Source organism: Dokdonella sp. (assembly GCF_044227025.1).
Lineage (GTDB): Bacteria > Pseudomonadota > Gammaproteobacteria > Xanthomonadales > Rhodanobacteraceae > Dokdonella_A.
Genome location: NZ_JBGAFX010000004.1, coordinates 437,654 through 452,730 on the forward strand (window position 1 = coordinate 437,654; position 15,077 = coordinate 452,730).

Annotated in this window: 12 protein-coding genes; 1 reads left to right on the plus strand and 11 read right to left on the minus strand. The window is 69.6% G+C overall.

Features of this window, described 5'->3' with window-relative positions:
- Positions 1–91: 91 nt before the first annotated feature.
- Complete coding sequence (locus ACILRJ_RS12295; protein ID WP_395683479.1) at positions 92–397, minus strand: GIY-YIG nuclease family protein; 306 nt, start codon at positions 395–397, stop codon at positions 92–94.
- Entirely contained in the window at positions 394–3,102 is a 2,709-nt protein-coding gene (locus ACILRJ_RS12300) for a protein kinase domain-containing protein (protein ID WP_395683480.1), read from the minus strand. Before ACILRJ_RS12300 ends, ACILRJ_RS12295 begins: the two co-directional genes overlap by 4 nt.
- Before the next feature lie 223 nt (positions 3,103–3,325).
- Between ACILRJ_RS12300 and ACILRJ_RS12305 the strand changes: the two genes are divergently transcribed.
- Positions 3,326–6,796, plus strand: a complete 3,471-nt coding sequence (locus ACILRJ_RS12305) for a PKD domain-containing protein (RefSeq protein ID WP_395683481.1) — start codon at positions 3,326–3,328, stop codon at positions 6,794–6,796.
- Between the two features lie 43 nt (positions 6,797–6,839).
- On the opposite strand, the gene ACILRJ_RS12310 is transcribed toward ACILRJ_RS12305, so the two are convergent.
- The 9 genes from ACILRJ_RS12310 to gspH form a co-directional block, all read right to left on the minus strand.
- Positions 6,840–8,477 carry a hypothetical protein gene (locus ACILRJ_RS12310; protein WP_395683482.1) on the minus strand — a complete coding sequence of 546 codons (1,638 nt, stop codon included), beginning with the start codon at positions 8,475–8,477 and terminating at the stop codon, positions 6,840–6,842.
- 302 nt (positions 8,478–8,779) lie between these two features.
- Positions 8,780–9,589, minus strand: a complete 810-nt coding sequence (locus ACILRJ_RS12315) for an inositol monophosphatase family protein (protein ID WP_395683483.1) — start codon at positions 9,587–9,589, stop codon at positions 8,780–8,782.
- On the minus strand, positions 9,586–10,353 hold the full coding sequence (gspN, locus tag ACILRJ_RS12320; RefSeq protein ID WP_395683484.1) for a type II secretion system protein N: 768 nt from the start codon (positions 10,351–10,353) through the stop codon (positions 9,586–9,588). Before gspN ends, ACILRJ_RS12315 begins: the two co-directional genes overlap by 4 nt.
- Positions 10,354–10,471: 118 nt before the next feature.
- On the minus strand, positions 10,472–10,963 hold the full coding sequence (gspM, locus tag ACILRJ_RS12325) for a type II secretion system protein GspM (RefSeq protein ID WP_395683485.1): 492 nt from the start codon (positions 10,961–10,963) through the stop codon (positions 10,472–10,474).
- Complete coding sequence (gene gspL, locus ACILRJ_RS12330; protein WP_395683486.1) at positions 10,960–12,165, minus strand: type II secretion system protein GspL; 1,206 nt, start codon at positions 12,163–12,165, stop codon at positions 10,960–10,962. The genes gspM and gspL overlap by 4 nt, the downstream gene beginning before the upstream one ends.
- 339 nt (positions 12,166–12,504) lie before the next feature.
- On the minus strand, positions 12,505–13,476 hold the full coding sequence (gspK, locus tag ACILRJ_RS12335) for a type II secretion system minor pseudopilin GspK (RefSeq protein WP_395683487.1): 972 nt from the start codon (positions 13,474–13,476) through the stop codon (positions 12,505–12,507).
- Complete coding sequence (gspJ, locus tag ACILRJ_RS12340) at positions 13,473–14,114, minus strand: type II secretion system minor pseudopilin GspJ (RefSeq protein WP_395683488.1); 642 nt, start codon at positions 14,112–14,114, stop codon at positions 13,473–13,475. Before gspJ ends, gspK begins: the two co-directional genes overlap by 4 nt.
- On the minus strand, positions 14,111–14,482 hold the full coding sequence (gspI, locus tag ACILRJ_RS12345) for a type II secretion system minor pseudopilin GspI (RefSeq protein ID WP_395683489.1): 372 nt from the start codon (positions 14,480–14,482) through the stop codon (positions 14,111–14,113). The genes gspJ and gspI overlap by 4 nt, the downstream gene beginning before the upstream one ends.
- The gene (gspH, locus tag ACILRJ_RS12350; protein ID WP_395683490.1) at positions 14,479–15,060 is read right to left on the minus strand and encodes a type II secretion system minor pseudopilin GspH; all 582 of its coding nucleotides are present in this window, start codon (positions 15,058–15,060) and stop codon (positions 14,479–14,481) included. Before gspH ends, gspI begins: the two co-directional genes overlap by 4 nt.
- Between the last annotated feature and the right edge of the window lie 17 nt (positions 15,061–15,077).

The following is a 15,077-nucleotide window of genomic DNA, read 5'->3' on the forward strand; positions in this document are numbered from 1 at the left end:
CGAAGCGGTTCCGGGTCGAGGGAGCAACACTCCAAGATAGTTACAATATAACAACTACCTTGCATGTGCCTGTCGTCGGGGGTGGCATCGCTCAGCGCCCTCTGGACGAGCCCACAAGCGCGCGCTTCTCCGCTGGCGTCAGCTGCTTGATCGCGTATTCGGCCTTGGCAGCGCTGGAGCGGTCGGGATGTTCGAAGCTCGCGAGCACGCGCAACGGCGGATGCGAACGGGTGTAGCGGGCACCGCGTCCGGCCGCGTGCAGCGCGAAGCGCATCGCCACGTCGATCGCGATGCCGGTGTAGAGGCTGCCGTCACGGCATTCGAGGATATAGACGAACCACGTCTTGGGCGACGCGGTCGGCCGGACGCGACCCGGCGCAGCGACCGGGCCCTTCAACGGCGGGCGCCGAGCTCGGCCAGCCGCTCGCGCGCATAGGCGCTGAGTCGATCCGGCGGCAGTTGCGCCGCACCCGCGGCGGCGAGGTGCTCCTGCATCGGCTGCGTGCGACCGTTGCGCCGCTCGCAATCGGCGGCGAGCACGTGTGCCTCCACCGCGACGGCTTCGCCGGCGGGCGCGACCTCCAGCACGTGCGCGATCGCGCTGCAGTCCTTGCCCTCCGGCTCGGCTCGCGCGAGCAGGCGCGCATGCATGAGACGCACCTCGGCGCCGCCGGCGCCGGCGTATTGGCTGCTGCTGCGCTGCGTGTGGGGCAGTACGTGGCTCATCACCTGCAACGCCTCGTCGTAGGCGCCCGCCGCTTCGAGCGCGCGTATCAGGTTGAGGTGTGCCGTGATGGCGGAAGCGCGGTCATCCTCGCCGCGCCTGTCGAAGATGGCGACGCTCTCGCGCAGCAACGGCACCGCCTTGTCGAAGTCGCCCGCGCTGCGCCAGATGTCGCCGAGCATCGCCAGCGAGCGCGCGATCGCCGCGGAATCCGCCGGCAGGTGCGCCCTGCGCATCGCCAGCACGCGCGCGCCGAACTCGGCTGCCTCGGCGAACCGGCGCTGGTTGCGCAGCGCCGCGGCGACATTGTTCATCGAGATGTCCGTCGCGAGGTTGCCAACGCCGTACAGCTTCTCGTCCAGCGCGAGTGCCTCGCGATAGGCGCTTTCGGCCTCCGCGGCGCGCTCGGCACGCAGCAGCGAAAGGCCATAGGCCGCGGCAAAATTGGAGCGTTCGAGCAGCGGCAGGTCCGGGCGCCGACGCGAGGCCTCGTAATTGGCCTGCGTCAGCGCGATCGCATCCCCACCGCGATGCGCGGAGATCAGCAGCGAGGAGTACAGGTCGACGAACTTGCCGACTGCCGCGCTGCCGAGGCCGTCGGTCGCGACCGCTTCGCGATAGACCCGGTCCAGATGCGGCAATGCGTCCGCCGCACGGTCGAGGTTGTTGTACACGACCGCGATCAGGTAGCCGAAGCGACGCCTGAGCACGCCGTCGCTGAGCGGATCGGTCGCGACGAACGACTGCGCCTGTTCGAGCTCGTGCAATGCCGCGTTCGACTGGCCGTCCGAGTCGAGCGCGCGCGCGAGCTCGAGCTGCGTTTCGGCGCGCAGGCGCACATCGTCGCCGCGCAACGCCGCTTCGTGCGCGCTGCGCATGAGCTCCAGTCCGCGCGGATGGTCGTCCATCGTGAGGTACGCGCTGCCGATCGCCATCAGCATGCTCGCGCGGCTGGTCGGCGCGATGTCGGACTGCGCCCCGACCTTGTCCGCCGCGCGCCTGAGCAGTTCGCTTGCGCGCGGATCGCGGCCGTCGCTGCTGCCGGGCTCTGCCGCCTTGAACACGCCGGTCAGGAACTCCGACACCGCGCGTGCCTTGCGCGCTTCGTTCTGCGCGACGAGCTCCTGCTGTCGCGCGCGCTCGGCCTGCCACAGCGCGACACCGAGCCCGGTCAGGATGCCCGCGAAGGCGATCGACCCCAGCGCGACGGCGAGCCAGTGGCGCTGCAGGAAGCGCACGCCGCGATAGCGCCAGTTGCCACGTCGCGCCGCGACGGGTTGCCGGCCCAGGTAGCAGCGGACATCGTTCGCCAGCGCCTCGACCGAGACATATCGTTGCTGCGGTTCCTTGCGCAACGCCTTCAGCACGATCGCATCGAGATCGCCGCGCAGGCTCGCGCCGAGCTGGTGCGGCTCGCTCGCACGGGCATGCGCCAGCGGCGACGACAGCGCGTCGCCGGAAACGGCTACCTGCGACGGGCGCTGCGCCTCCTCGGCGAGAATCGCGCGTTCGAGCATCGCCGGCGTCGTCGCGGAAAGGCGATAGGGCCGACGCCCGGTCAGCAGCTCGAACAGCATCACGCCCAGCGCGTACACGTCGACGCTGGTGGTGAGCGGGTCGCCGCGCACCTGTTCGGGCGCGGCGTATTCCGGCGTGAACACGCGCATCGCCGAACCGGTCATCGCGGCATCGTTCTCGAGCAGGCGCGCGATGCCGAAATCGAGCAGCTTCACCTCGCCGTCGCTGCCGACCAGCACGTTCGACGGCTTGAGGTCGCGGTGCACGACCAGACTGCGATGCGCGTAGGCGACCGCCGCGCACACCGCGAGGAACAGTTGCAGGCGATCGGCGACCGCCAGGCGCCGTGCATCGCAGTGCGCGCACAGCGGCTGGCCGTCGACGTACTCCATCGCCAGGTACGGTTTGCCGTCCGCCGTCTCGCCGCCGTCGACGAGGCGCGCGATGTTCGGGTGATCGAGGCTCGCGAGGATGCGCCGCTCGCTGCGGAAGCGCCGCTGCAGCTCGCCTGCTTCCCAGCTCGACCGCACCAGCTTGATCGCTGCGAACTGGCGGAAATCGCCGTCGACGCGCTCACCGAGGTACACCGCTCCCATGCCGCCGCGTCCGAGTTCGCGCTCGAGTCTCCACGGCCCGACGCGCGTACCGACCAAGGCCCCGCGTTCGTCCGCGCCCGCATCGTCGCCGATCCCGGCGAGCAGGTCCGGTGCTGCATCCCCCACGTCGGTCGCAGCGGCCGCCGTGCCTGCATCGGCGGCGAGCAGGGCGAGCACTTCATCGCGCAAGGCGAGGTCGGTGGAGGTCGCCTCGACGAATGAGCGGCGCTCCGCCTCCGGCAGCTCCAGCGCTGCTTCGAACATGGCTCGCACGCGATTCCACTGCCCGGCATCCATCGTCCGCCCTTCCCCGCCCCCGTGCCGCCGCCATCATATCGGCGCAACCGCCGCCATCGGCGCATCGAGGGAATTTCCGCCGACGCTGATACGTCGCTGCCCCTTTCCGCGCTTGACCTCGTTGCCAGCAGAACTTCCGCCCGCAGCGGCGGGCGGTCGCGCGGCTCCGACGAACCTGGGGGAATCCCGAATGCACCCGAAGACACCCGCAACCCGCCTCGCGCGCCTTGCCCTGCCGCTGGCCGGCCTGTGCCTGTTCGCAGCCACGGGCGCCGCCGCGCCCCTGCCGCGTTTCGCGACCCACGTGCGCACCGACATCGGATGCGACAACACGCCATTCGGACGTCGCGTCACCCTCGGCGGCGAAGCCGAGGCGATCGACATGATCGCCGCGAGTGGATTCAACGCATTCGACGAATACCAGCCCGCGGTTGACCCCGAGCCGCCGCCGCTGACGCGCACGATCCGCGGCGGCCTGTTTCCCGGCGATCTCGCCGGCACCACATTCGTCAAGGCGGTGAGCGTCGACCTCGACGGCGATGGCGCCGATGAAGTGGTGACGGCGAACAAGGTCACCGGCTCGAATGCGCTGCGGCTCGGCGTGTTCCGCCGATCCGGCGTGCCTTCGGCGGAGCTCATCGACAGCTGGACCTTGAACCAGTCGATCAACGCGGTGGACCTCGCGGCCGGCGACTTCGACGGCTCCACCGACCGCAAACAGGAGCTGGCCGTGCTCGTGCGCACGGCCTCGGGCATGCAGGTCTTCCTGCTCACCGGCAGCGCGAACGGGACGATCGCGCAGGCCGACGACAGCAGCGCGGGCCACTGGAGCCGCAGCGGTGCGGTCGGCAACATCAGCCTGGCCGCGGACGACATGCTGCTGGACGGGCGCGCGCAGGCAGTGGTGGTGGATGACACCGGTTCCGGCGGCACGCGCACGCTGAACTACCACCTGCTCGAATACCAGCCGACGACGGCGGCGTTGCCGATCGTCGGCAGCGACACCGCGATCGGCAGCAAGTCGTTCCAGAGCGTGCTCGGATTCTCCTACACCGCCGACAACGGCACGCCGGGCATCGACAGCATCGATCGTATCGAGGCCGACGCGGGTGATGTCGTCGACAGCGCGGCGGCGGAACTCGTCGTCCATACACAGTTCCGCCAATCGTCGTTCAACTACATCGGCCAGCGCCTGCATCATTTCACGACCACGCGCGACGCCGGCAACGCGATCACCGACATCGGCTTCGCCAGCCGCGGCAGCGGCGAGGAGTTCGACTCGAGCCACCTCGTGCAGGGCGACTACGAGGGTGGCCTGAAGAGCTTCGAAGCGACGATCGCGAACGTCGATCGCGTGTCGCCGTCGGAAATCGTGCTCGCGCGCGACGACACCAACACGCGCCTCGCGGTAGAGGTGTTCAAGGCCGAGGTCGATCTCGCCGCGGGCTATCTGTACGTCGCCGACGGCCTCACGGTGCAGTTCGACAACACGTCGACCGGGCCGATCGCGACCTATACCTGGGACTTCGGCGACGCCACCGGCGCGATCCACGACATCAACCCGGTGCACGTCTACACCGCGGCCGGCACGCGCACGGTCAAGCTCACGATCGTCGACAATCTCAATGTCACGCGCACGTACCAGCAGTCGATCACGGTCAGTGTCGGCGGCAGCAGCAACGGCGGCAGTGCCCCGGGCTTCATGTACCACGTCAAGACCACGCCGACGTACGCCGCCTACTACCCGGTCAGCGGCGGCAATGATCTGGCGATGGTCAACGTCGCCGTCGCCGACATGGACAAGGACGGCATCGCCGAGGTGATGACGCTGTCGCGCAACCAGACGCAGAACCTGCTGCATGGAATCTGGCACCTGACTGATACCTCGAATCCGTCAACGTTCGGCGGCATGTTCACCACGGAGACCTCGAACGCGCTCAACAGCCTCACCGCGCTCGACCTCGTCGCCAGCGACTTCGACGGCGATTCCGTCGAAGCGACGCTCGGCACCGACTGCCGCATGGTCGAGGAACCGCAACTGCGCCAGGTCGTCTGGCTGCCGCCCTACTTCCAGCGCCTGCAGTCCGCTGCCGCCAAGCTCGGCACGTTCGGCAAGTCGACCTCCGGCGGTTCCAGCCTGGAGGAGCGCTCCGGCAGCTTCACCTCGCACGACGTGTCCGGTTACCTCGGCGTCGCCGTCGGCGGCGACGTGCTCGGCATCGGCGCGAAAGCGACCGTGAAGGCGACCGCGGGTTACAACTACCAGAGCAGCTACGGTGCCATCCACGGGTCGGAGAACGGCTTCCAGGTCGACCAGGGCTATTCGCAGGATCACGGCGAAGCCCTCACCGTGATCGAGGACAACAGCTTCAACTGCTACTCGTACCAGGTCGAAAGCGCCGCCGGCGGCGTCGACCCGGAGAGTGCGGTGCGCATGTGCGAGGTGATCGATGGCAGCCGTTACACCTCGGCCAGCGACGCGCGTACATGGGACACGGACATCGCGGCCGCGTCACCCGGCCACCCGCCCGCGCAATGGTTCCCGCTGCAACGCGACTGGAACAGCATCGCGCTGTTCCGCACCGTCACCAGCAACGCGGCGTTCGCGGCCGGCAGCGCGCAGGACAAGGCGACCGACGGCCGATTCAGCACCGAGGCGCAGTCGAGCGGCGACTCGAGCCAACCGTACCTGCAGATCGATCTCGGCAGCGTGCAGGATGTCTCCAACATCCGCGTGTTCCCGACGTACGGACACGCGGCGGAACTCGCCGGCTTCCGCGTGTTCACGTCGAGCGCGCCGATGAATGGCGCCGCCCTTCCGAGCGGTGCCGGCGTGCGCACGTTCGCGCCGGAAACCGCCGACGACGTCACCTACGATCGCTGGAACATCTGGACGCGCGATCCGGCCAACCCGGCAACCATGCTGAAGGCGCGCTACATCCGCCTGCAGCATCCCGGCGTGGCGAGGCTGCGGGTGGCGGAGGTCCAGGTGTTCGGCGACGTGCATGCGGAGCCGCCCGCGTATCCGGACTCGGTGTGTGACCCGGTCGCCAACGACGGCTGGTTCAATGCACTCGTGTGGGACAACGCCGGGTCGGCGTTCCGCAGCATCGAGGTGCACGGCGACATGCTGTGGAACGGCAGCGGTGCGATGCCGGGCTGCACGAATTACTCGGGCTTGCTGCAAGCGGGCATCTGGGATGGCAATGTCGTCGGCGCCAGCGGTTCGATCGACTGGGACCTCAGTCAATCCTCGACCAACCTGGTCGGCAACAACACCTCGTTCGAAAGCTCCACGCGCGTAGGCGCCGAATTCGACCTCGAAGCGGGCTTCGTCGCCCAGGTGGTCGGCGGCGGCGCGTACGAGTTCAGCGAGGGCGTCACCGAAGAAACCCAGACGACGAGCTATTGGGGCCAGGGCCTCGAGATCGGCGGCTCGATCGCCGGATTCGACAGTGCCTACGCCTCGCTCGTCACCAGTTGTCGATACAACCCGCGCCCGTACGCGTTCCACCTGGTCGATCGTTCCAACACCGGCTACCAGCACGACGTCTACGCGGTCGACTACATCGTTCGCCAGGGCCCGAGCCTGTGGCAGCGCGGCATGGTACCGACGCTGTGCCAGCACGACGACCCGATCTTCGGCAGCGGCTTCGAATGAGTGCACGCGTCCGTCCGTGCATCGGCGCACGGACGGACGCGACTCAGAGCGGGTCGAACGAATCGCGGAAAATCAGGTCGCCGATGTCGATCTGCTCCTCGCCCGGCCCGATGTCGATCGGACCGGGCGCGTTGCCGATCGTCGCCAGGTCCACATTGCGCGGCTGGCCGAGCACATCCAGCACGAGATCCGCGGCGAGCGTCGACTGCAGGTGCGCGGGCAGGCAGCGGTCGACCACGTCGCTGATGGAGCCGCCGTTGCGCGGATACACGCGATAATCGTAGTCGTGCGGCGCGCGGAAGATCGGATCGCCGGTCAACACGACCTGCGCCGCCAGCGGCCATTCGGCGCTGGCACTGTCGGAAAACACGCAAGCGACCTGCGCGTCCGGCCCGCCACCGACATTGAGGTACTTGGTCCGCCCCGGCTGCCACACGTTCACGCCGCGGATCTCGGCGTTGACAAAGTCCAGTTCGATCGCCGCATCGGCGTACGTGTTGTCCGCGATGACGTTCGAGCGCAGCAACGCATTGCCGCCGGACAGGCGCACCACGCTGCTGCCCGGCTGGTTCTGCACGAGGTAGGAACTCTCGACCACGCGCGTCGCGCTGCTGCTGCCGAAGTCGATCACCGAGCCGTTCGCCGCCTGTGCGGCATTGGCGATGAAAAGGCTGTCGGCGACGTGCACGTCGGCTTCGGTGTCGGCGTAGAGAGCCGCACCGCGTCCCTGCACGGAGTTGCCGAAGAACTGCACGCAACTGCGATCGTTCCAGCAGGGCGAGTTGTAGCGCCGCGCCAGCAGGCCGGCGCCACCGACCAGCGCGATCGCGCCGCCGACGCTGTTGTCCACCGCACTGCCGAACGAACCGGCGGCGTTGTAGCCGAAATAGGCATTGGTGATGTCGACCTGCGCGCCGACGCCGCTGGCGAAAACGGCGCCACCGCCGTGGCCACCGGCGACATCGCCGGTGTTGGCAACATTGGTCACGATCGCGGCCAGCCCGGTGCCGCTGCCCGCGCCGACATACAGCGCGCCGCCGGCGGACACGTATACGCCACCGCCGTCGAGCCCGGCAATGTTGTTGCTGATGACGCCGCGCAGGTCGAGGCTGCACCCCTGGTCGAGCCAGGCGCCACCGCCCTGCAGTACCGCCTGGTTGCCACCGCCCGCCGCGGGACTGCCGAGCGTGGTGGGATGATCGTCGAGGAAGACGATCGCGCGCAGGCAGTAGAGGCCGCCGCCGCGCGTGGCCACGTTCGCGCTGACTTCGCTGCGCACGAGGTTGAGGTCGGCATCCTGCACCGCGATGCCGCCGCCGCGCGCGCCGTTGGCGGCGCTGTCGCGAACGATGACGTCATCGAGCGTGACGACGACGTTGCGCGTCGCCAGCGCCGCGTTGCCGGCGATGCGCAGCGCGCCGCCGTCCGCTCCGATCGTTCCGCTGAGCACGAGGTGGTCGAGCGCCAGCGTCATCGCAGCGGTACCGCCTTGCTGGATCAGCAGCGCCCGGCCGGCCGCGGGCGCGATCGTGCTGCGCGCGCCGGCCGCACCACCGACCCCGTTGGCGGCATCGGCGCAACTGGCGAAACCGCCGACGATCGCGACGTTGCGATCGGCGATGCCGACGTTCTCGGCATAGGTGCCGCTGACGACGCGGATCTCGCTGGCATTCGCGGCCACCGCCTGTTGCACGGTCGGGAAGTCGCATGGGCCGCCCCCGGGTCCCACCACTCGGCAGCCGAGGCCCGCGCTGCACACGGTCCCGTCCACCTGGATCGGCGCCGGCAGCGCGGGCGGAGCACGTCCGCCCCACGCGACGGACCCCGCCAGGAGGGCGGATAGCGCCCATGCGATGCGCAGACAACCTTTCATGCGGCACTCCCCAGCTGGACAAGTCAGCGGGGAATTACGCAATCCGGAGGCGATGCGTGACATTGCGGCTGCGGGCGGTCGCCGCGCAGCGCAGCCCGACCGTGCGCTAATCAGGGGTTGAACGCGGCGAGTGCCTGCGCGTGCAGTGCCGGCACGCCGGCGAGCGCGCTGCGCGTGTCGAGGCCGATGTCGGCGCCGTCGAGGTCGGTGAAGACGCCACCGGCCTCGCGCACGATCACGACCAGTGGCGCGATGTCGAGGATGTTGAGGTCCGACTCGATCACCAGATCGATCGCGCCGCGCGCGAGCAGGTGGTAGTGCAGGAAGTCGCCGTAACCGCGGATGCGGCCGACGCGGCGCACGAGGTCCGCGTAGGCTGCCCAGCGCGACGGCGATGCGGCGAGCGATTTCAGGTTGCCGGTCGAGATCGCAGTGGCGGGACCGAACTCGGCGGTTTCCGCGACGCGGATCGCGCGCGTCGCGCCGTCGCGGCCGCGCAGGAACGCGCCGCCGCCACGCGTCGCCCACGCGCGCTCGCCGTACTCGGGCGCAGCCGACACGCCAAGCATGAGTTCGCCGCGATGCATCAGCGCGATCTGGGTCGAGAACATCGGGTAGCCGCGCACGAACGCCTTGGTGCCGTCGATCGGGTCGATCAGCCAGAGGAAGTCACCTTCGCCCTCGCGTCCTTCCTCTTCACCGTAGTACGCGTGGCGCGGGAATGCATCGTGCAACACGCGCTTGATCGCCGCCTCCGCCTCGCGGTCGGCCTCGGTCACCGGGGTTGCGTCGGCCTTGGTGACGACCGAAAAATCCTGCGCGTGCCAGCGCGGCGCGATCACCGCCTGCGCCGCGTCGGCGGCGCGCTGCGCGACGGCCAGCGCGTGTTCGAGGAACGCGTGGTCCGGCGTGGCGCTCACAGCGCCTTCAGCATGCGACCTTCCACCACCACCTTGCTGCTGCCATCCGCCTGCGGCGTGCCGATGTGGCGCAGCATCTCCAGCACCTGCGGATCGCCGTTGCGTGCGGCCAGCGTCGCCTCGCCGGAAATCAGCGGCACGTGCAACGAGTAGCGACCGTTGACGGCGACTTCGCCCTGGCCGTCGTCGCTCAGCGTACCGGCGACGCTGCCGTCCGGTTGCGAAGCGAACTCGCTCAGCAGGTCGGTGAAGCGTGCCTCGACCGCACCGCTCACCCCGGCGCCGCTCCAGCGTGCATGGCCGGTCGCGTTGCGCACGCTCGCGGTCCACAGCGTCGCGTCCTTGAGCACACCGCTGATGGTGCCGAGCAGGTGCACGTCGGGAGCGCCGATCATCGGCTCGACCATCGACGCCGGTACGCTGAAGCGCAGGTCTTCGGCCGACACCGAACCGTCGCCATGGCGCGTCATGAGGCCGGCGATGTCGATCTCTCCGCCCTTGATGCGCACGTCCGCGACCAGCTCGCCGCCGAGCAGCGGGCGCTTGCGCGCGTGCCAGTCGAGTTCGCCGAGATCGTTGCCGAGCAGGCTCACGCCATCCGCATGGCCATCCCACACGGTGCCGCGCACGCCGGTGAGCGCGAACGGACCGAGCAGGTGCGCGCCATAGCGGTAACCGACGTCGGCCGGCAGCCTCCACGCGAACACGCCCGCGACGACGAGCAGGACGAGGAGGATGCTGAGCAGGATCTTGATCGGGCGCATGGTGTCGTTGGCTTGATGGATTCGGGGACTGGACGGGGGACGACGATTATCGGGAAGACTGCCGCGGCGCTTCTTGGCAGGCCGTCAAGAGAATGTTCAAACGATGTAGCGGAGGCACCTACGGCGCATCCTGCAGGGTGACCCGCGCATTCACCAGACCAGTGCCCTCGGCGCGATCGGTCGAGAGTTCGATCGCCTCGACACCGTAGTCGCGCGCGAGCGATTCGAGCCAGCCGGCCAGTGCATCGAAACGCGCCGACTCGAAGCTGACCCTGGCCCCCTTCGCGCCAACCGGTTCGACCCGCTTCAGCGCTTCGCCAAGTCCGCCCGCGCGCGCAGTGGTGTCGGCGAGTGCGAGCAGCGACTTGCCGGCGCGCTGCCCACCCGCGCGCACGCCGGTCGCACGCTGCCGTTCGATCTCGGCCGCACCCGCGCGCACGTAGGCGAGCTCGCTGCGCTGGGTGGTGATGCCCTGTTCGAGGTCCGCGCGCTTGAGCGCCAGCGGATGCCAGGCGAACGCCCAGCCGAGCATCAGCAGCGCGAACAGCCCGCCGACGGCGACGATGCGGCGTTCCTGCGCGGCCAGTCCGTTCCACCATGCCGCGATCATGGCTTGCCTCCGCCCATGCCGGCGCTTTCGATGCGCACGCGGCCGTCGACGCCGTCCGTCGCGGGCGTCGCAGCGGTCAACTCAGCCTTGAGTCCCTGGATCGTGGTGACGCGCTCGCGCACGAGGTCGAGCGCGCTCATGTCCGGCGCGCGCAGCGCGACTTCGAGCACGCCGTTGCGGTATTCGATTCCGCGCACCTGGGTGCGGGTCGAATCACCGAGGATCGGCGCAACCTGCGCCAGCACCCGCAACACGCCCGCGCTGCTCTCGCCGCCGTGTTGGCGTTCGAGGCGACCGCGCATGAGCTGTTCCGCTCCGAGCCGCGCGATCTGTGCGGCGTCGATGTCCGGAAACGCCTTGCGCAGCGCGTCCTGCGTCAACGCAGCGATGCGCGCCGACTCGCGCGACAGGCGCAGCACGTCGGCGCCCAGCCCGGCGAACGCGAGCAGCGCGACGACGGCGGCAAGCACCGCCGCAACCCGCCACCAATGACGTCCGCGCGCATGCCGATGGCGCGGCGCAAACTCGCCATCGCGCAGGTTCAGCGGTGCGGCGGCAAAACCGCCGGCAAGGAACGCCAGTGGATCGCGCTGGCGCTCGTGGTAGCTGGCCGGATGCAGCGGCAATGCGAGCGCCGGTGCGGCACGGAAATCGTGCACATCGAGCGGGTGACGCGGACCGGCCAGCGCGAGCCAGCCGGGCAACTCGGCGAGACTGCATGCGAACGCCGACCACGGCGCAAGGCGCGCGACTGCGCGATCGCCGTCGATCATGAGGCTCGCCTGCTGCGCAGCCGCGCGCAACGCGAGCGATTCGGGCACGACCACATCGGGCTGGATGCCCGCCTCGGCCAGCCGCGCGAGCCAGCCACGCAACACCGCCTTCGCGACAACCGCCACGCCGAGCGTGCCGCTGGTGCCGCGCGACGCCGCGAAATGCAGGTCATCGAGTGGACCAAGCACCTGCTCCTCCACCGCATATGGCAACGCCTGCAGCAGTTGCGCGCGATTGCGTGCGCTCAGGGTCGCCTCGGTCAGCACCACCTCGGTCGCCGGCACCAGCACGATGATCTCGTCGACCGCCGCCAGCACGCCCGCAGGCGGCGCACCCGACGTCGACGCAAGCGCGCGCGCGCCGCCGCCCTGGCGCAACCAGGTCAGGCCACCATCCGGGGCAAGGCGTATGAGCAGGCGATCGGACATGTAGGCGAGGGTGACGGGAACCGCGGCGATTGTAGACGACCGCGGCGGGCGGCGGGACTCGCGCTGCGCGCTCGACCCGCCCTACCAGTGCGCAATGCGTTGCCGGTGCGCCATGTGTTGATGATACGTAGGGCGGTACGCGCGAAGCGCGTGCCGCCGGGGTGCGTTTCGCGGCGGGCGGCGGGACTCGCGCTGCGCGCTCGACCCGCCCTACCAGTGCGCGATGCGTTGCCGGTGCGCCATGCGTTGATGATGCGTAGGGCGGTACGCGCGAAGCGCGTGCCGCCGGGGTGGGTTTCGTGGCGAGCGGCGGGACTCGCGCTGTGCGCTCGACCCGCCCTACAAGGCCGATGCGGCGGGCGGTGCGATGCCGGGCGTCGCAACCACGAGCGCCTCGTCGCTGCCGCGGCTGCGCGCGACCACATGCACGCCGTCCTGTCGGTGTTCGAGCAGGCTCCAGGTCGTGAACGGCACCTCGTCGAGGACGATGTCGCCGCGCAGGAGGAAATACGCGCTGCGGTCGGTAATCTGCGCGGCGAGCGCGGGCGGCACCGGAACGTGCAGTTGCGTCAGCTGCTGCGTGAACTGCTCGGTGCTCCAGTGCGCCGTACCGTTCTGCCACAGGCGTTGCGCGGCGGCCTGCGAGAGACCCGGTCCGACCAGCGCCATCAGCACCGGCACGGTCGCGGTGTTGATGTTGATCTTCGTGCCGGGCGGCAGCGCGCACACATGCGGCGCGAGCCGCGCATAGACCTCGCTGGTGACGCCGCGCACGAGGCGCAGTTCGGACCCGTGCGCGAACAGTCCGCCGCGCGCGCGGTACGGCACGGGTTGGGCGAAATAGAAATTCTCCTCGTCGTGGATCCTTGCCGGATCGAGCCAGTTCTCTATCGCCGCCCGCAACTGCGCATCGAGCCGGAGCGCGCCGAGCAGGTTGTCGAACACTGTCCCCCAATCTCCCGGAGTGCCCGGCGCGAGATTGTTGAGGTTGAAGCAGCCGTTGAGATCGCGCATCGATGCGCCGATCACGCCGCCGGGCACCGGCTGCGCCGGCAACGGCGTCGCCCAGGGACTCGTATTCGTGTCGGGATCTGGCGATGCGCCGTGCGTCAGCATCAGTACCTGCGCCGCGTAGGTATCGAGGCCGAGCGCATACGCCTCCGCCTGCTCGCCGCGCAGCACGTTGCGCGTGCGCGCGAGCGCGAGTTCGCCGCGATCGAGCAGGGCCGCGACCAGGATCACCGCGAGCGCGACGACCAGCAACGCGACCAGCAACGCGACCCCGCGCTGGCGCGAGCGCAGGCGGGTCATGGCGGCGCCTGCAACGGCAGCGTCGACGGCAGCTCGACGACGCGACGAAGTTCGCCGAGGCCTTCGGGCGTGAAGCGGAATTCGATCGCTCGCGGCAACACCGCCAGCGGATCGACCGGCGCGGCCGACGCACACGCCAGCCCGCGCGGCGGCCATGCCTCGTGCCAGACCTGGTCGCAGCCGTAGTAGCGCAGATGCAGTTCGCCCGCGCGTTCGAGCAACTCGCGCACCTGCGGCGCGGAATCGGGCGCGCGGTCAAGCACCGCGTAGCGCGCGCGCCGCAGCGTGCCGCGATCGCTCGCATAGACGACGCGCTCGAGGTGGCTGCGCGGCTCGGCCAGCGGATTGGCATAGCCGAGGCGGGTCAGTTCGATCGAAGAGGAGTTGCCGAGCAGCGCGTTGGTGGGGTGACCGCTGTTGTCGAGCACCGGCCGCGCGATCGCCTGGCGCAAATCACGTTCGAGCGCGGACACCGCGCGCGTGACGGCGGCGAAGCGATCCTGCTGCTGCGCCAGCGCCGCGCGCGTGCGCGCGATCGACGCGAGCCCGCCATACGCCGCCGCCGCCAGCGCGGCGAACACCGCGAGCGCGACCAGCAGTTCGAGCAGGCTGAAGCCGCTGGAAACCCGAGGCTTCATGGCGACAACGCCGTGCCCGCAAAACCGCTCAGGCTTGCCGACGGTTGCTGCGACGTGCCGAGATACACGCGCACGTCGATGCGACGGATCTCCGCATCGCGTGTCGCCTGCACCTCGCGTTGCCACCGCCAGTCGCGCCCGCCCACCTGCATATGGCCATCGCTGCTGCCTAGCGGCGGGAACGCGCTGGCGAGGCGTGCCTCGGTGACGACGTTCGCGGCGACCCATCCGGCCAGCGTGCGTTCGTGCAGGGCATCGAAAGACTGCACCTGCACGCCCGCCGCGCGCACCAGCGCGAGCAGCGCGATCGCGACCACCGCAAGCGCGATCAGCACTTCGACTAGGGTGAAGCCGCGCCGGTGATTCATCGCGTCGCCTCGATGCGTTCGCTCGCGAGCACGCCGTCGTCGTTGCCGCTGACGCGCCAGCTCGACGGCACATCGCCGAGTGCGAGCGTCAGCACGAACGGCGTCATTTCGCCGGAGGAGAAACACACCAGTTGCGGCGTCGGGTGTTTCGGCGACGCGGGCTCCAGTACATGACCGTCGCGACGCAATTCGAAGCGCAACCCGCCCGGCCAGGAGCGTTCGCGCAGTTCGTCGCCGCCCGGCGCATGCCAGTCGGCACCATCGAGGCGTCGGAACGCATAGCCGTCGGCGGCCAGCACGACACCGATCTCGCGCCCGCCAAGCTCCGCTTCGCCGCACGCATGGGCGAGCAGGGCCTGAAAACGCTCGGCCTCGTTGGCAAGCTTGCGCTCCGCGCTGCCGCCGACCGCGATCGTCAACGCCAGCACGAGCACTCCGATGATGACGACGACGACGAGAATCTCGACAAGCGTGAATCCGCGCGGGGCACGCGGATTCGCAATCAGCGTGAACCCCTGCGACGCGCGCGGCCCGCTGGCCGGCGTGACGCGGCATGACGGATGCGGATGCGCGGTCATCGCTGCGCGCCTCGCTC